16 protein-coding genes are annotated in these 16793 nt (G+C 53.4%); 3 read left to right on the top strand and 13 right to left on the bottom strand.

Going from position 1 to position 16793, the window contains the following annotated elements:
- Nucleotides 1-33: 33 nt before the first annotated feature.
- The 6 genes from GQR96_RS01590 to GQR96_RS01565 form a co-directional block, all read right to left on the bottom strand.
- Nucleotides 34-648, bottom strand: coding sequence for a fimbrial protein (locus GQR96_RS01590; protein ID WP_017900099.1), 615 nt, complete (start codon nt 646-648; stop codon nt 34-36).
- Complete coding sequence (locus GQR96_RS01585) at nt 645-3236, bottom strand: fimbria/pilus outer membrane usher protein (RefSeq protein ID WP_025999227.1); 2592 nt, start codon at nt 3234-3236, stop codon at nt 645-647. Before GQR96_RS01585 ends, GQR96_RS01590 begins: the two co-directional genes overlap by 4 nt.
- Nucleotides 3190-3876 carry a fimbrial assembly chaperone gene (locus GQR96_RS01580; protein ID WP_048322709.1) on the bottom strand — a complete coding sequence of 229 codons (687 nt, stop codon included), beginning with the start codon at nt 3874-3876 and terminating at the stop codon, nt 3190-3192. Before GQR96_RS01580 ends, GQR96_RS01585 begins: the two co-directional genes overlap by 47 nt.
- A 52-nt stretch (nt 3877-3928) precedes the next feature.
- Nucleotides 3929-4465, bottom strand: a complete 537-nt coding sequence (locus tag GQR96_RS01575) for a fimbrial protein (RefSeq protein ID WP_017900102.1) — start codon at nt 4463-4465, stop codon at nt 3929-3931.
- Nucleotides 4466-5092: 627 nt separating this feature from the next.
- A complete protein-coding gene (locus GQR96_RS01570) occupies nt 5093-5782 on the bottom strand; it encodes an LrgB family protein (RefSeq protein WP_032456852.1) in 690 nt (229 codons plus the stop codon).
- Nucleotides 5779-6186, bottom strand: coding sequence for a CidA/LrgA family protein (locus tag GQR96_RS01565; protein ID WP_032456851.1), 408 nt, complete (start codon nt 6184-6186; stop codon nt 5779-5781). Before GQR96_RS01565 ends, GQR96_RS01570 begins: the two co-directional genes overlap by 4 nt.
- A 105-nt stretch (nt 6187-6291) precedes the next feature.
- Here GQR96_RS01565 and GQR96_RS01560 point away from each other — a divergent pair, with 105 nt between their 5' ends.
- Nucleotides 6292-7173 (top strand): LysR family transcriptional regulator, encoded by an 882-nt coding sequence (locus GQR96_RS01560; RefSeq protein WP_004206335.1) that lies wholly within the window; start codon nt 6292-6294, stop codon nt 7171-7173.
- 161 nt (nt 7174-7334) lie between these two features.
- Here GQR96_RS01560 and GQR96_RS01555 read toward each other — a convergent pair whose 3' ends face one another.
- From GQR96_RS01555 to soxR, 4 genes are all read right to left on the bottom strand, one after another.
- Nucleotides 7335-8981, bottom strand: a complete 1647-nt coding sequence (locus GQR96_RS01555; protein WP_004206334.1) for a Na+/H+ antiporter — start codon at nt 8979-8981, stop codon at nt 7335-7337.
- 147 nt (nt 8982-9128) lie between these two features.
- Nucleotides 9129-10478, bottom strand: coding sequence for an NCS2 family permease (locus tag GQR96_RS01550; RefSeq protein ID WP_004206333.1), 1350 nt, complete (start codon nt 10476-10478; stop codon nt 9129-9131).
- 390 nt (nt 10479-10868) lie between these two features.
- Nucleotides 10869-11537, bottom strand: coding sequence for a glutathione S-transferase family protein (locus GQR96_RS01545; RefSeq protein ID WP_065904784.1), 669 nt, complete (start codon nt 11535-11537; stop codon nt 10869-10871).
- Between the two features lie 259 nt (nt 11538-11796).
- Complete coding sequence (gene soxR, locus GQR96_RS01540) at nt 11797-12255, bottom strand: redox-sensitive transcriptional activator SoxR (protein ID WP_004206331.1); 459 nt, start codon at nt 12253-12255, stop codon at nt 11797-11799.
- Between the two features lie 84 nt (nt 12256-12339).
- On the opposite strand from soxR, the gene soxS reads away from it, so the two are divergent.
- Nucleotides 12340-12669, top strand: a complete 330-nt coding sequence (gene soxS / locus GQR96_RS01535; RefSeq protein ID WP_023291646.1) for a superoxide response transcriptional regulator SoxS — start codon at nt 12340-12342, stop codon at nt 12667-12669.
- On the opposite strand, the gene GQR96_RS01530 is transcribed toward soxS, so the two are convergent.
- Entirely contained in the window at nt 12654-14258 is a 1605-nt protein-coding gene (locus GQR96_RS01530; RefSeq protein ID WP_017900108.1) for an EAL domain-containing protein, read from the bottom strand. The two genes, soxS and GQR96_RS01530, sit on opposite strands and share 16 nt — an antisense overlap.
- A gap of 509 nt (nt 14259-14767) precedes the next feature.
- Here GQR96_RS01530 and GQR96_RS01525 point away from each other — a divergent pair.
- Nucleotides 14768-15049 carry a YjcB family protein gene (locus GQR96_RS01525; protein ID WP_002885064.1) on the top strand — a complete coding sequence of 94 codons (282 nt, stop codon included), beginning with the start codon at nt 14768-14770 and terminating at the stop codon, nt 15047-15049.
- Nucleotides 15050-15095: 46 nt separating this feature from the next.
- Here GQR96_RS01525 and GQR96_RS01520 read toward each other — a convergent pair whose 3' ends face one another.
- Both GQR96_RS01520 and GQR96_RS01515 read right to left on the bottom strand, forming a co-directional pair.
- Nucleotides 15096-15953 carry an ABC transporter permease gene (locus GQR96_RS01520; RefSeq protein WP_053810870.1) on the bottom strand — a complete coding sequence of 286 codons (858 nt, stop codon included), beginning with the start codon at nt 15951-15953 and terminating at the stop codon, nt 15096-15098.
- The gene (locus tag GQR96_RS01515; RefSeq protein WP_004206325.1) at nt 15953-16783 is read right to left on the bottom strand and encodes an ABC transporter permease; all 831 of its coding nucleotides are present in this window, start codon (nt 16781-16783) and stop codon (nt 15953-15955) included. The genes GQR96_RS01520 and GQR96_RS01515 overlap by 1 nt, the downstream gene beginning before the upstream one ends.
- Between the last annotated feature and the right edge of the window lie 10 nt (nt 16784-16793).

The raw sequence follows: 16793 nt of genomic DNA, 5'->3' as shown, positions 1-16793 counted from the left end.
ACTAACTCCATTTATATGTTTTTATGCGCACTATTATTTGTAGGTCACGTTGAAAGTAACGGTAAAAGCCACCTTTCCCGCTGTTACTTTCCCGTCAGGGGTGTACATTCTGGCAATCATATTAAAAACGCGTTCAGCGCCCTCAGGGAGGGCATAGGTATAAGTATCATTTGGCCCCAGGCTTTTCTGATCCACCGCACTTAGCAGCTGTAACCCTACGTTCTTGGCACCATAAATAAGCTCATCCTGATAAATACTGGGATAGGTACTACTATATGAATTACCGTTAAATGTTATCGTCACCGAGGTCATCCCCGTTGAGCAATGTTCAAAGGCAATGGCAACGGCCGTGGCATCACTACTCGCGCCTGGTTTACCGGTCAGACGTTGAAGGGAAACCGTTCCCAGATCGATAGTACTGGAGGGCTTTACCGACACTTCACATACGGGTTCTTCAATCTTACCGCTGACATTAAAATTAACTACACTATTGGCGTTAAAGGGCCAGGCAGGTCTTGCGAAAATGAATAAAACCCCAATGCTAATAATAAGCAATAAGCATGGTTTTATGGATAGCCGGCCATTCCCCCTCTTCATCGCCGCTATCCTGAGATTATGAATTAAAGCCTTTACCCTGGTATTCATCATCGGCAATTCTCTGCATAAAAAACGATATCATCCACTGACTGATCAGATGAAAAATCATAATTGAGATAACACTGGCTATTTTGCGTATCACCCCACTTCACAAATAGCCGGCCTTTTTTGGGTAACCCGGTAATATAGACTTGCCCGGCATCGCCGACAATCGAACTACGACGCTCTTTATCATTCAGATTTTCATCCTCAAGCGTCACTACGGCGCCAAAAGGCACCGCTTTATTTTTGTAGTTGATGGTGACCATGGCCTTATAGCCGATCCAGGTATCATATTTGACTTTAACAATCGCATTTCGCGTCGGGACTACCTTTCTGACAATGTTATCAATTTCCGCACCAGAGACCTGCTGCTCATCAAGAGAGAGATTGTTTTCATGGTAGGGGCGTACAAAAGGCACAACGGCGTATCCAAAAGCATCGGTCGTAATATTCGTCTGCCCCCGAACTGCCACATCGCTGACGCCCGGCGCTTCGACCAGCGCCACGCTCTCGCCCAGATAGCGAGAAAGGGTTACCCCGCCAGAATGGGCAACCATCCCGCCGCGAAGCGAGTAATTGTAGTGCGAGCTATAGCTGTCATACCCGTATCCGGCGGCGACTTCGCCCCGGGAACCCTGATAGTTCAGATTGACGTTTCCAGAGATACTTTTATCGCTGGCGTTGTAGCCTTCCTGCACGTTCCAGTTCAGAGAACGGTCCGCAAACGCAGAACCGCTCAACCCCAGGCTATGGGTCGTGTCGCCCGTCCGGCTGCTGTTCAGGTTGTAGTTAGCCGATATATCCGCGCCAAAAGGCATGCTCATCGTAAGCGATATCATATTATCGCTGGTCGGAGAGCTATCGCTGTTCTGGCCTGTGCTCTGCACATTTCGGCTGTAGGAGTAGTTAATGAAGTAAGAAATGCGACCCAGGGTATTGCTATAGCTCACCCCCAGCGACTCCATACGTGAATTATCCCAATAAGATTCACTGACCAGCGAGAGGGCGAGAGAACCGAACCCGGAGAAAATCTGGGAGGCCGAAGCGTCAAAACGATCTTTAGTCCGCCCCGTTAATGAACAACACCCGCTATGAGCATTTGCCCGGTCAATGAAATTCTGCAGAGAATAATAGCCATGGGTTGAATACCGATATCCGGCAACGGAGAAGTTGGTACCCGTTAATGGAAAATCTTTACTAAAACGCACGCGATAAGACTGCCCCTCGCTGGCAGTGGTATTATCCGCGGTTGGATTTTCTTTTATATCAGCCCAGGACTGAGAAGCATCCAATGAGAGTGCGCCAACAGATCCCAGATTAAACCCAGCTCCCAACAGCGCATTGCTATATTTATCTTCCAGTTGCTGAAAACCGCCGTACAGCGTAACGTTACTCAATGCACCCCAGGCAAGGGTGGATTGCAGAAAATGGTATTCCTTTCCGCCTGAGCTCGCCGAGCGAGTTTTACCGCTGCTGAAAGCATAGTCTATCTGCCCTTCCCGCTGGAGAATCGCCAGCGAGGCAAAAGGCACCACGAAGCTCTGCTCGCCGCCATCAGACTCTTTCACCGTAACATAGAGATCGCCCGCACTCCCCGTTGGATAAAGATCATTTATTTCGAATGCCCCGGGAGAGACCGTGGTTTTATAGATGCTGTATCCATTCTGATATACCGTTACGTCTGCAGTCGTCCGGGCAATGCCTTTGATCACCGGAGCAAAGCCATTCATGCTGTCCGGTAGCATCTCCCTGTCTGCATTCATCTGCACACCGGTGAAGCTGAAGCTGTCAAAGATGCCAGGATAGGTGTAAGTCTGCCCCAGTATCAGCTGGCCTTTCAGAGCATGGATATCGCGCGAAATATAGCTATAGACGGAGTCCCACTGGTTGCCATCATTATCATGATTAAAGGTGCTGTAATTACGTAAACGCCATGGCCCAACGTTCAACCCAGGCTGCAGACTAAGAAACTGACTGGATGTCGATGCGCCTCCGTGCCGCGGATCGTTTTTTTGCCCCGAAAGATTATAGTTAAGCAGCCCGGCGGTAATGCCCTGCTGCCATTGATTCTCGGGGACATAGCCCTGAGGGTGACGCAGCATCGCGACCTGCGGCACGGTAAAATCGACTCGCTGCTGTGAAAGTAAAACCGCCGTTTCCCATCCTGGTATTGCAGGCAGTTTTGCACACTCGGAGCCCTCTATCGTGAGCTCAGGATAATCCTGCGTTTTTATTGACCACTCTTTTAGTTGCGCAACGCTAATACACGGCTCAGCAGACGAATCACTACCTTCCTTTTGTGGCTTAAAGACGATAGTGTCAGAAGCGATAAACTTGTCGTTAATATAAATATCAAGATTATACTGACCAGGAGGTACGGCTTCGCGAGAAATATAAGATAAATCTACGCTTGTCGCACTAGTTTCATTAACTTCAAGTAAATGTGGGTTAAAATACTCCCCAGCGAAAGACGTTAAGGGGATAGCGCCAAGACTGCAAAGTATGGCGATATAGCTACTTTTCAATGAGAATGCATCATTCCATCCAGCGCTATTGAATGATGGCCTTATATTTTGGTCCCGACATACCATAATCATTGATCACACTCCATGTGATTTCTTTTTTCCCAGCTGGAGAGGCATTAGCTACCGGTATTCTTATCGTTGAATAGGGTGCAACAAACCACGCCTCGGGTACTGCTTTACCATTAATAAAAATCTCAGAGAAATTCATATAGAGAGGAGAATCATTTTTTACCTTAATGGCTCTGCCATCATTTGACCATTGCAGTTTTTGAGCAAATTCTTCCGGAATAGCATTTTTTAAAGCTGCAGGCCGATAAATGAGTTTAATCCTTGAGTTAATCGCAAATTGCACTATATTTTTATCTGATACGTCATCCGTTGCAGGAATTCCTTTAATATTGAGCCACAACATAGACTCTCGATCTTCCGGCATCGGTTTGCCTGTACGAAGAATGCGTACAAATCCTTTTTCTCCTGCCTTCAAGCGAAAAAGAGGCGGGGTGGTAATAAAGGAGTCTTTCGCGGGTGATGTCTCATCAACGATGGCTAACCATGACTGGACGATATTTGTAACATTATCTTTATTCTGAACAGAGACGGTGGTTGTCTTTTTTGTTCCATCAAAGATAACGCGCGTTCCGCCAACAACTACGCTAGCCTGCGAAACTGAAATAGAGAAAAAAAAACACACTAAACATAATAATCTGTTCATAGCCTTGTCCAAACAGGGAAAGCAAACTGCTTTCCCTTGATATAGTGATTAATTAATAATAGGTTACGTTATAGGTTACGGTCGTCTTCACTGGGCCTTTAGTTGGAGCAGAGGAACCTGACTTAGCCATTTTTACGATAAACGGAATGGTCGCTTCCCCAGAAGAAATATCGACATCAGAACCTTCAGTATTGTTCTTTTGCAATACGCCAGCGCCATCAAAAATAGCAACAGCAACATTGGTTGCTGGTGTTCCTGTAGCCTGGTTTCGAAAATAATCACTATTAAATTTATCTGCTTCACCACCAAAGGTAATTCGGGCTTTGGTCAGAGCACCTTCGCCCGTAGGGCAACCGGCCAGTGTGAAAGAGAAGTTCTTCGCGGCGCTATAGACGTTCGCTGTTAAATCTGCTACCGAGACAGTCCCCATTTCAATAGATGAAGCATTATTATCAATACTGGCGGAACATGTGGTTTCGGCCACCGTCCCCGTGAAGTCGATAGTATTATTCGCATGAGACATTGCCACCAAAGAGCAGCCAGAAGATAAAGCTAAAATCTTAGCTAACGTTTTGAAATTTGCTTTCATTTGTATTCCCCTATTTATTCAGAATAACAATCAATCCATCAATTGTTTATGGCAAGCTATTAGCGAATGAGATTGGATACCAACGTTCTTAACTGCTGGTATATTTCTTAGGGAAATGTATGGCTTGCATTTAACATTAGTTCAAATGCAAGAGCTTTAATTCCACTTGAATCCATTCAATAATAAAAGCTCACGCAAACAAGATAACGGAAACCAGGAGTATTCTCAACAATAGAAGAAAGGCTAATTCAAAGTCATAAATGTCTGTCATTAATAACCATCATATATGCATTAAAAATATGCAAATAAAATCATTGAGTTATAATATCAAAATATTCATTATTAAAATATTCAAACACATACAAATAAATATAGTAAATAAAACAATATTCAAATAGAAACATTTGGTTACAAACTATCGATAAATAATTAAGAATAATCATGGCGGATTAAAGAAAAACCAGACAAGGGTTATCAATAAATAATATTAGAACTAAGACTAATTAAGGATTATTTTCCCTGGCAACAATCAGAGATAGTGATAAATCCCCAATCAAGTTGTTCCATTAATCACCATGCCACCAGGTTAATCCGTAAAAAATAGCTGAAATGAGCGCGGAGTGACTTTTAAAACAGTGCCCAGCGCACCAAAGGCGCGGCCAGCACCATCACGACTCCGGAAAGCATCATCACCAGGCTGGCGACGACGCCCTCCTGTGGGCCAAGCTCATAAGATCGTGCGGTACCAGCGCCATGTGATGCTGCGCCAAACCCCGCTCCTTTCGCCATTCCTGCGCGAATAGAAAGTCGCAGAAACAGTACATCACCTATCGTCATACCGAATACCCCGGTGACAACAACAAACAGAGCGACTAAATCAGGCTGGCCGCCCAGCGGCTTCGCTGCGGCAAGGGCAAAGGGCGTCGTTACCGAGCGCACAGCCAGGCTCCGCTGGATCTCATCAGGCAGCGTCAACCATCTCGCCAGCCAGACCGAACTGGTCACCGCAACAACCGACGCGGTGATCACCCCGGCGGTGAGTGACATCCAGTGGCGTTTAATCACCGCGACATTTTCATAGACCGGGACGGCAAAAGCGATGGTCGCCGGGCCCAGCAGCCAGAGCAGCCAGTGGGTCTCCCCCATATAGCTCTGATAGGAGATGTGGCCTACCACCAGAATCAGCACCAGCAGGATCGGCGTGAACACCAGCGGCATCAGCGGCAGTTTATGAAAACGGCGATACAGTTTTTTGTTGGCATAATAAAGGCCCAGGGTCGCCAGCAGACACAGGATACTCAGCACGACATCGCTCATTTATTTATCCTGCTCACTTCGTAACGATAGACCTTGTCAACGACCCAGGCGGTGGCGCCCAGCACCATCAGCGTGCTTAACGCAATCACCAGAAAAATCCGCCAGCCGTCGACCATCAACAGTTGAGCATAATTGACCACCGCCACCACCGCCGGGACAAAAAACAGCAGCATTTCCGCCAGCAACCAGCGGGCGCCGGCGCGAACCCAGTTCAGGGGGATCACCCGGCAGACGATCAGCAGCAGGAGCATCACCATGCCGACCAGGTTGGCCGGCAGCGGCACCTGCCAGGTGTTCACCAGATATTGCGCGAAGATAAATAACCCGACGTAGAGAAGTACCTGCACCGGGATCTGAAGACGTTGCGCCACGACGGGGACAACGCGAGCTGGCGCGAAGGCCATGAGCGATATTCCTGGAAAAAAGAAGTCAGGGGTGCAGTATAGAGAGCCGCCGACGCGGACAGAAATGAATTAAAATCATCGCAGGTATAGTCTCAGGGAATAATTATGGATATCCGAACGCTGCGCTATTTTGTTGAAGTGGTTCGTCAGCAGAGTTTTACTCGCGCGGCGGAAAAGCTGTTCGTCACGCAGCCCACCATCAGCAAGATGCTCAAAAATCTCGAAGATGAACTGAACTGCACGCTGTTGATCCGCGATGGCCGCAAACTGCTGCTCACCGATACCGGACGCGTGGTTTTTGAACGCGGCCAGGCGATCCTCGGCGAGTTCAGCCAGCTGGAGTCAGAGCTGAGCGATATCAACCACCTGCATAAGGGGGTGCTGCGGCTGGGCATTCCGCCGATGGTCGGGATGCTGATGGCCGAGCCGATCAGCCGTTTTCGCGAACGCTACCCGGGCGTCGAGTTGAAAATCGCCGAGTTTGGCGGCCTGACGGTTCAGCAGGCGGTCAGCAACGGCGAGCTTGATATGGCGATGACCGCCCTGCCGATCGAAGAAGGAAGCAGCCTCACCACCTTACCGTTGTTCAACCACCCGCTGTGCGTCCTGGCGCCCAGGACCGCGACGTGGGAAGGCAAGACCTCGCTCTCGCCGGCGGAGCTGGCGGCGCATCCGCTGGTTATTTACAACGAAGATTTCGCCCTCAGCCAGCAGCTGATGCGCCTCTTTGCCGAGCATGATGTGAAGCCGCGGATCGCCGTGCGCAGCGGTCAGTGGGATTTTCTCGCCGCCATGGTGCAGGCCGGCATTGGCGTGGCGATCCTGCCGGAGCCGATTTGCCAGCGTCTCGACCCGCAGAATTTTTGCTGGATCCCATTGCAAAGCGAGCTGCGCTGGGAGCTGGGGATGATTTGGCGGGAAGGGGTGTATATGTCGCGCAGCGCTGAGGCCTGGCTGGCGTGCAGTAAAGCGTTCTGGCTGGAATAAATCCCTGGTGACAACGCGTTTCGGAGAGGAATGGGTAGCCCGGGTCAGACGCTTGCGCCGCTGCCCGGGTTTCCCCGGTCGCGCTAACGCTTACCGGGGCTACACATTTACTGCGGTCTCGCCGGTAGCCCGAATGAATGTCGCGCTATCCGGATGACAGGTTATTGATCTTCGATTAACAGCGCTTCCAGCAGGTCGAGGTCGTGCAGCAGCTTCTGCAGCGTCTCGTTACTGATCTGCCGGGTGGCGCGCAGATGGTACAGCTCGCCACGTTCAGAGCGCAGCGCCGCCAGGCGGAAGCGGCGTTCCAGACTCTCTTCGAGCATGGAGGTCTCCACGTCGTTACGCCCATCGGCGCGGCGGCGCAGGTTACCGATCACCCGCGAACTGACTTCGGTCAGCAGCTGGTTATCGATATTCTCTTTGGTATCCGCCGCCAGCCGTTCTTCCATCTTCTGGATAGCCACAATCGCCACGTCCGCCGTCGCCGCGCGCGCCAGACGCTCCTCTTTCCGCTGCTGCACATTATCGCTCGATTCAATGTGACGCAGCAGGATCGGCAGCGCAATCACCCCAACGAACAACGAGAACAGGATCACCCCGGCGGCGAGGAAAATCAGCTCATAGCGCGCCGGAAAGACATTCCCGTCCGGCAGCAACAGCGGAATAGAGAGCACACCGGCGAGGGTAATCGCCCCGCGCACCCCGGCAACGGAGGAGATCAGCAGCTCGCGAGTAGTCCAGGAGCCAAACTCCATCGGTTTCTTCTTCAGGAAGCGCTGGCTAAGCTTACGCATCGACCACAGCCAGCCAAAACGCACCAGCATCAGCGCGGCATAGATCAGGATGATGTCGGTAAACAGCATCCAGGTCTCGACGTTGGGGTCGGCTTCCGCCGCCACCAGCGAGCTGGAGAGGATATCCGGCAGCTGCAGGCCCAACAGCAGAAACACCATGCCGTTAAAGACAAACTCCAGCATCGCCCAGGTGCTGTTGGCGCGCAGGCGCATCGCCAGCGGCGCGGTACGCATCACGCCGGAACGGGTGATGGTCATCCCTGCCGCCACCGCCGCCAGAATGCCGGAGACGCCGATATGTTCGGCAATCAGATAGGAGGCAAACGGCAGCAGGAACAGCAGGACGATCTGCGTGGCGGGCTCGTCACCGCCCCAGCGGCTGAGGAAGCGCATCGAGCGGCCATACGACCAGCTCACCACAAACCCGGCCAGCACGCCGCCAATCGCCACTTTCAGAAACTCGACGGTGGCGCCGCCGACGGTAAAGACCATGGTGCCCATCGCCACCGCGACGGCAAACTTGAGCGAGACCAGGCCGGAGGCGTCGTTCATCAGCGCCTCACCCTGCAAAATGCCCATGATTTTTTTCGGTATCCGCCCTTCCCCGACGATACCCGAAAGCGCCACGGCATCGGTCGGCGACAGCACGGCCGCCAGCGCGAACGCCGGGATCAGCGGAATGCCCGGCACAATCCAGTAGATCAGAAAGCCGATGCCGACCACCGTCACGACCACCAGCGCCAGCGCCAGGCCGAGGATCTCGCGACCGTGCTCAATGAATTCGCGAGTCGGCGTTTTCCAGCCGTCGGCGAACAGCAGCGGCGGGATAAACAGGACCAGAAACAGCTCTGGATCAAATTCAACATGCAAACCAAAGGTCGGCCACGCCAGAAGCGCGCCAATGGCGATTTGCATCAGTGGGAGTGGAACCTGAAAGGGCAGTACGCGCGTCACTACCCCGGAGAGTGAGACCACAAGGGTCATGATGAGGATGGTAAAGAATATTTCCATGTGTTCCCTGTTTGCTGCGTTTTCTTTTATACCTGTGAGGCGTCTTGCCTTTGAATCATACGCTACCCAGATTAACGCAAATGGAAACAGGATGTGGCTTAAAAATAAAACGGGCGGCCTGAGCCGCCCGAGAGGAGCACAAAGGGTTTAAATCGCCCACCCGCCGGCGTAGAAGACCACCAGCGCCACCGCGATAATCACCGTGCCGAGGTTCAGCTTACGCCACTCGCCGGAGACCAGGCGGCCGATCACCAGGGTCGCGAAACCGATCATAATGCCGGTCACGATGTTACAGGTCAGCACGATAAACACCGCGGTGATCAGGCCGGCCATGGCGTCGACGAAGTCGTTGAAATCGATTTTCGCCACGTTGCTCAGCATCAGCAGGCCGACGTACATCAGCGCCGGCGCGGTCGCGTAGGCCGGCACCAGATAAGAGAGCGGAGAGAGGAACAGGATCAGCAGGAACAGGACCCCTACCGTCACCGCGGTCAGGCCGGTTTTACCGCCGGCTGCCGTACCCGCCGCCGATTCGATATACACCGCCGCCGGCGCCGCCCCGACTAAGCCAGAGAAGACGCTGCTCAGGGAGTCGGTGGTCAGCGCTTTACCGCCGTTGATGATCTGTCCGTCTTTGTCCAGCAGGTTCGCCTGACCGGCCACCGCGCGGATGGTGCCGGTGGCGTCAAAAACCGCCGTCATCACCAGGGCCAGCACGCTGGGCAGCACAACCGGATTCAGCGCGCCGACGATATCCAGACTGCCAATCAGCGAGTTGCCCTGGTCATCGCTCAGGGATGGCATGGCGAAAATCCCGGAGAAATGGACGTTAGGATCGAAAATCAGGCCGACAATCGACACGCCGATAATGGTCAGCAGAATACCGCCCGGTACCTTCATTTTTTCCAGACCGATGATCACCGCAAGGCCAATCAGCGACATCACCACCGGGAAGCTGTCAAAGTTCCCCAACGCCACCGGCAGACCGTCCAGCGGGTTTTTGATCACCAGGCCAACGCCATTGGCGGCAATCAGCAGCAGGAACAGACCGATCCCGATCCCGGTACCGTGGGCCACGCCCTGCGGCAGGTTGCGCAAGATCCAGCTGCGGATGCCGGTTGCCGAGATCACCGTAAACAGGACGCCCATCAGGAATACCGCGCCGAGCGCCACCGGAATACTGATGTGCTGCCCCAGCACCAGGCTGAAGGCGGTGAAAGCGGTCAACGAGATAGCGCAGCCGATGGCCATCGGCAGGTTTGCCCATAATCCCATCGCCAGCGAGCCAACGCCCGCCACCAGACAGGTAGAAACAAACACCGCGGCCGGCGGGAAGCCCGCTTTTCCGAGCATGCCCGGCACCACGATGACGGAGTACACCATCGCCAGAAAGGTAGTGAGACCTGCAACAATCTCCTGACGCACGGTGCTGCCGCGCGCCGAAATTTTAAACCAGGCGTCTAATGAACCGCCGGTACGCGCTGAAGGCGTAGACATAGAAAACTTCCCCTGAAAATTTTTATTGTTCGTTGGTATGCGTGGTGGACCCTCCACTGCCAGTTAAACGCGATCTCCTTGTACCGAATCGCAGCGCCAGGGGGGCTGCAAAAAAGCAAACGTTTAACTCCACGCATACACTACGGTGTGTCAACCTTGTCTCCTCCCCCTGGATAGCAGATAAAAGAGGGAGCAAAACAGAAAGGCAAACGATTATCCGGCCTTTAGATAACCCTTTTCAACCGATGTTTATCGTATTTCGCTAAATTTCGCTTATGACGAACAGAAAATAACCAGCTGATGCGCAAACGTTATCGTCCATGCGCAATCCGCTAACAATTTTTTAGTCAGTTGCTTTCATTTAGCCGCGTCATCGGATCCGCTGATACCTCAGGCGCCGGGTAAGGTGAAGGGGCCGCCGCGCTCGATGGCCCGCTGCCAGGCAGGGCGCTGCTCCACCCGCTGTCGCCAGGCCTCGATATGGCGAAGATCATCCATGCCGCCGCGGGACAACAGCGCCATCACCGGGAAGCTCATCTGGATATCGGCCATGCTCAGCTGCTCGCCGGCAAACCATGGCTGCGTGGCCAGATGGTTGTCAATGAACCGCGCATGGGTGGCCAGTTGGGGATCGAGCCACGCTTTCTGGATACCTTTGCCCAGCAGCGAGCCCAGCGAGCGGACGCCAAAGGGCACCGGAGGTCTGCCGAGGCTGGCGAACACCAGCTTCATTAACAGCAGCGGCATCAGCGAACCTTCGGCATAGTGCAGCCAGAAGCGGTACTGCAGTTTGTCATCTGTGCCCTGCGGCTTCAGCAGCCCATCGCTGTCCCAACTCTCCTGCAAATACTCAAGGATCGCTCCGGACTCCGCCAGCACATAGCCGTTGTCTTCCAGCACGGGCGATTTACCCAGCGGGTGGATTTTCTTCAATGCCGCTGGCGCCAGCATCGACTTTTCCCGCTGATAGCGGACTATCTGATAAGGCAGCTGTAGCTCCTCCAGCGCCCACAGTACGCGTTGCGATCGTGACTGATTAAGATGGTGTACCGTCAGCATGGGCCTCTCCCGTCGTTTGTTCAAATTAACTATAGGAACAGGCGCTGATTGCCGGGAAAATTTCGGCAAAATAGTGAGGAAAAAACGGCGGCAGATGCCATAGTTAAAGTGTCGACGCAAACCGGAACCTCCATCAACAGATTGCGCAATACTGAGGGACGTCGACGTCGGGGGAAACCCTCTCGTGAACCAACGAGATAATGCGAAAGACCAAGACCGGAAAACAACTAAAGCGCCCAGTTGTGGCGCTTTAGTTTTATCACTCCTCTTCCAGCAGCCGGGCGCCGGTCCCCTCTTCCCCCAGCTTATCGCCCGGGTTGCGTAGCGGGCAATCGCGCCGCGATAAACAGCCGCAGCCAATGCAGCCGTCGAGCTGGTCGCGCAGCGCCGTCAGGGTGTGGATACGCCGGTCAAGCTCCTCGCGCCACTGTGATGACAGCATTTTCCACTCTTTTGCGCTGAGATTGTGCCCTTCCGGCAGCACGCCAAACGCGTCGCCGATGGTGGCCAGCGGGATGCCGATACGTTGCGCAATTTTGATAATCGCCACCGCGCGCAGGACATCGCGCCGGTAGCGCCGCTGATTGCCGGCATTCCGCTGGCTATGGATCAGCCCTTTACTCTCATAAAAATGGAGGGCCGAGACCGCCACGCCGGTTCGTTTTGCCACTTCCCCGGGCGTCAGCAGCATTTTGATGCGGGGTGATTTCTTTTCCATAAAGCGCTTTACCTCAAGTTAACTTGAGGAATTATACTCGCCCGCAGACAAAACGACGAATCGAGAATTGAGAGAGGCCGCTTTATGTCCCATCAGGATATTATTCAAACACTGATTGAATGGATTGATGAACATATCGATCAACCACTTAACATTGATGTAGTCGCCAGAAAGTCAGGATACTCGAAGTGGTACCTGCAGCGGATGTTCCGCACCGTGATGCATCAGACGCTGGGGGATTATATTCGTCAGCGCCGCCTGCTGCTGGCGGCGGAGGCGTTGCGAACCACCCAGCGGCCGATCTTTGATATCGCTATGGATCTGGGCTATGTCTCGCAGCAAACCTTCTCGCGGGTATTCCGCCGGGAGTTTGACCGCACCCCCAGCGACTACCGCCATCAGATCTCCGCGTGACGCGGCGGCTGAGGCACGTTCACGGGCGCGGGCGCATTGGCTAACCACTGCATAAACTCCCGCGCCGGCATCGCTTTCGCAAACAGCCAGCCCTGGCAATACTGCACGCCGCGCTTGTAGAGCCAGCTTACCTGCTCAGGCGTCTCCACGCCTTCCGCGATAGTCTTTAGACGTAACCCGCGCGCCATCTCGATGATGTGTTCGGCAATCAGGTGGCTGGTGTTGTTGGTGGTCAGCGTATCAACGAAGGTTTTATCGATTTTAAGGATATCGACGTTCAGGGCGTGCAGATTATGCAGATTCGAATAGCCGGTACCGAAATCATCGATGGCAATTTCATAGCCCGCTTCGCGGAACGCCTGAATCACCGGCGTGGTCTTCGGTACGTCGATAAACCCCCGCTCGGTTACTTCGATTTTGATCTGCCCGATACAGACCGCATAGCTGCGCGCTTTCTCACTGATCTGTGAAATCAGCCGCGCCGAGTGGAAGTCCGACGCAGAGAGATTAATCGCCACGTACAGCTGCGGATGGCTGGCAAGAAACTCTCCCATTTCGTAAAACAGCTCATCCACCACGTAGTCCGTCACCTGGGCAATCATGCCTTCATTTTCCGCCAGCGGTATAAACTCCGCCGGGTTCATCACCGGACCGTCAAACCCTGGCCAGCGCAGCAGCGCTTCCGCCCCGACGCAGCGGTTATTTTTAATATCGATAATCGGCTGGTAGTGCAGGCGCAGCTGGCGGCAGCTCAGAGCCCGCTGCAGCATATTGCGCGGCGAGTGATACTGCCGGCGGGTGCGCGACCACACCAGCACCAGTAAAATACTGCAAATGATCCCCAGCGGCAGCGTCAGGCTGGCCTGGTCACAAAAGTTGTGATAATAGCTGGCCCGCGAGGTGGACATAATGACGGCGATCGGCCGGATAGCGGAGCGGGCTATCGTATACACCCGGCCATTCTGATTAAAAAAGGTATCGCCTTCGCGAATTAACGCATGGAGCTCCGCGGGCTCGACATTGTTACTCACCGAGAAAAAGAGGTTGGTTTTGGTATCGAACACGCCATAGGCTAAATCGCGATCGCTGGCGATTACCGAGCTGTACGAGAAGGGATTGACCACCACCACATAGGGCCCCTTCTGCATATAATTCATGGCAAAGCCCGGATAAAACGGCGTGTCCCGGTAATAGTAAATCGCGACATCCGGCTTTTTGGTGTAATTGGCCGCCGGCATCCGCCAGCCGGTTTGCTGATGAACGGACGTTGAACAGATAAAGCGCTGGCCGTTAGCGTAGATCAGATCTTCCACATACAGCAGGCCACGAACGATATGCAATAAATAACGCTGATGGTCCGCTGAGCATAGCTCCCCGCGATACTGGCTGGCTTTCGCCCGGGCCTGATCCGCTTCGCGGATGACCATTTCCGTTTTTTGCAGCGCCAGCTGCGAAAATGAGTGTAATTGATCAATGGTTTCGGCTTTCGCCCGCAGCTGGGCAAACCACAATGCCAGTACCACTGGCAATAAAATAACCAAACCCGTTCCGATGAGCCTTAGCGCCTTATGCGGCGCACTGTCACCCATTTACGCTTACATCCATGCGATATGCCTTAATTAAGGTAGACCAAACACGTTAGCAATCGCGACTGCGATAGACATCAGCAGATTTTCTGCCAGCCCTCACGGGCGTCAGCTTTACCCCTGATGGTGAAGAATAATACTTATTTATCAGGTATTCGGAAGATATTCCGCCAAGATTAAGAATAGACGCGTATCTGACTCGGTTTCTCCGTGTAATAAACAAGAACAGGTAATAAAACCCGCAGAATAATAATCATTAGCAAGGCAATGAAAATAAGATCAGCGGGGGTTGCTCACTAATATCCACACAAATAACATTGCTATTAAACGCAGCGAAAGCTCATTTTTTGACTGGTGAAGAAAGCGCCAAGTGTGATATAGTTCACACAAGTTGATGAAACAGAAATGGCGTTTCATCACTCTCTAGTACGCCAGTTGAGACCAGAGCGCTATGCCATCGTCAGTCGCGCCAGGTCGTCCATGGCTCCCCGACTTTCTTTGAGGATAGGTTAATGGCTTCCATTACTACCAGTGTCGTGTTGTTGCGCTGGCCCCTGGTGAGCGCAGTACTCATGTTTCTCGCCAGCTCACTGAATATTCAGCTTCGCAAAAGCGATTACGCCGGTCTGGCGGTGATCTGCAGCTGCCTCGGCCTTGCCGCCGCCTGCTGGTTCGCCACCGGTTTGCTCGGCATCACCCTGCTCGATATTGCCAAAATCTGGGGCAATATCAAAGATGTGATGATTGAAGTCATGAGTCAGACGCCGCCAGAATGGCCAATGATGATGACCTGAGGTTAAAAAGCTTCCCGACGGGAAGCTTTTTCGTTTTCTGCAGCTCTTATTTCCCCAATTTCGCCATCATCTCCGGACGCATAAATTTATGGATCACCACCATAAAGAGCAGCGATGGCACCAGCAAAATCAGCGCGGTAATCGACGAGACCTGATAGTTACCCGACATGCTGGCGTTATAGAGCAGCAGCGGCAGCGTAGTGATATCCGGCGCCCCGACGAAGAAGGTGCCGGTAAACTCATCCAACGACTCCAGAAAAACAAAGATGCAGGCGGCAACGATCCCTGGCGCCGCCTGCGGCAGCACGATGTGCCAGAAGGTATACACCGGTCCGGCGCCCAGGTTACGCGATGCCCGCGCCAGCAGCGGGTCGATGGCTGAAAACGCGGCCACACAGATCCACACCGAGTACATCAGACCATGGACGCTATGCACCAGCACCACCCCCGCGATAGTTCCGTTCAAGCCCCACTGGTAAAACAGACGAGCAATATTCATGTATACCGTCAGGTTGGGAAAGGCCTGCGGGAGGAGAAACAGCAGCATAAACAGCACCCGCAGCGGCATTTTCCGCCGGGAAAGCGCATAGCCGGCGGGAACGGAAATCAGCAAACAGACCCCCACCGACAGCAGGGCGATCAGTATGCTGGTTAACAGCGAGCTGGAGACATCGCTGTACGGATTGAAAACCTGATACCAGTACTTCAGGCCCCACTGGCTGGGCAGCGAATGGGGAAAATACCAGCTTTCCGCTACGGTCCAGATCAACAGGTTCAGAAGCGGGCCAAACATCGCCAGCAGCATAAACAGCAGCAGCAGGCTCTGCAGCACCGGGCTGGCGTTCACTTTACGGCGTCCTCTTACCCACCATGACGGAGAGGAAGCAAGATTCAGCGCTTTCATCATTCACCGCCTTTTTGCTGCAGGCTATGGCGCAGGTAAAACCACGACAGCGCGCCGCAGATCGCCAGCGACACCACGCCAAGCGCATTCGCCACCGCGTAATCACCATAGGAATTGACGCGAAACGCCATATCCACGGTCAGCATCGTCGGCGTCCCCACGCCGATCATCAGCGGTACCGACAGCACCGACATCATGGTTACCGTCGACAGCACCAGCGCCACGCCGATGGTCGGCAGGACCTGCGGCAGCATAATATCGAACAGCAACCGCGGCCGGGAGGCGCCAAGGTTACGTGCGGCGAGGATCTGCGACGGCTCCAGCGCCGCCATCGCTCCGCAGATCAACAGCGTAGCAAAGGCCAGCTGCTTCCAGACAAAGGTAATGACAATTCCCTTCCATCCCAACCAGGAGAGGGTCTCCAGCGGCCTGACCAGATCGGCCGCCACCAGCGCATTGTTCATCAGGCCATTTTTGGCGAGAAAAGTGCGCATCATCTGAGCGACGACGATAAAAGGAATAAATAGCGGCAGGCGATACAAAAAACCCAGCAGGCGAACAACGGGCCGGCAAGGCGACAGCGCAATCACTGCCGACAGGGTAATGGCGATCAGCGCTAACAACGCCACCGAGATCAGCACGATAAGCAGCGAAAAGAGCACATCGTTGGCGTAAAGCGCGTAGACCTTGCGAAAATGATCGAGGGTGAACGGCTGTCCCGGCGCGGTAAACGCCGAGACCAGCGAAAACCCCAGCGGATACAAAAACAGGATCGCGACCATCAGCGCGGCCGGGGCAACCAGCAGCAAATATTTTAATGAACTGGACATAAAGAACCTG

This window comes from Klebsiella sp. PCX (assembly GCF_021869705.1).
Taxonomy (GTDB): domain Bacteria; phylum Pseudomonadota; class Gammaproteobacteria; order Enterobacterales; family Enterobacteriaceae; genus Klebsiella; species Klebsiella quasipneumoniae.
The sequence above is the reverse complement of the archived record's forward strand: the minus strand, read 5'-3'. Positions and strand labels throughout refer to the sequence as shown.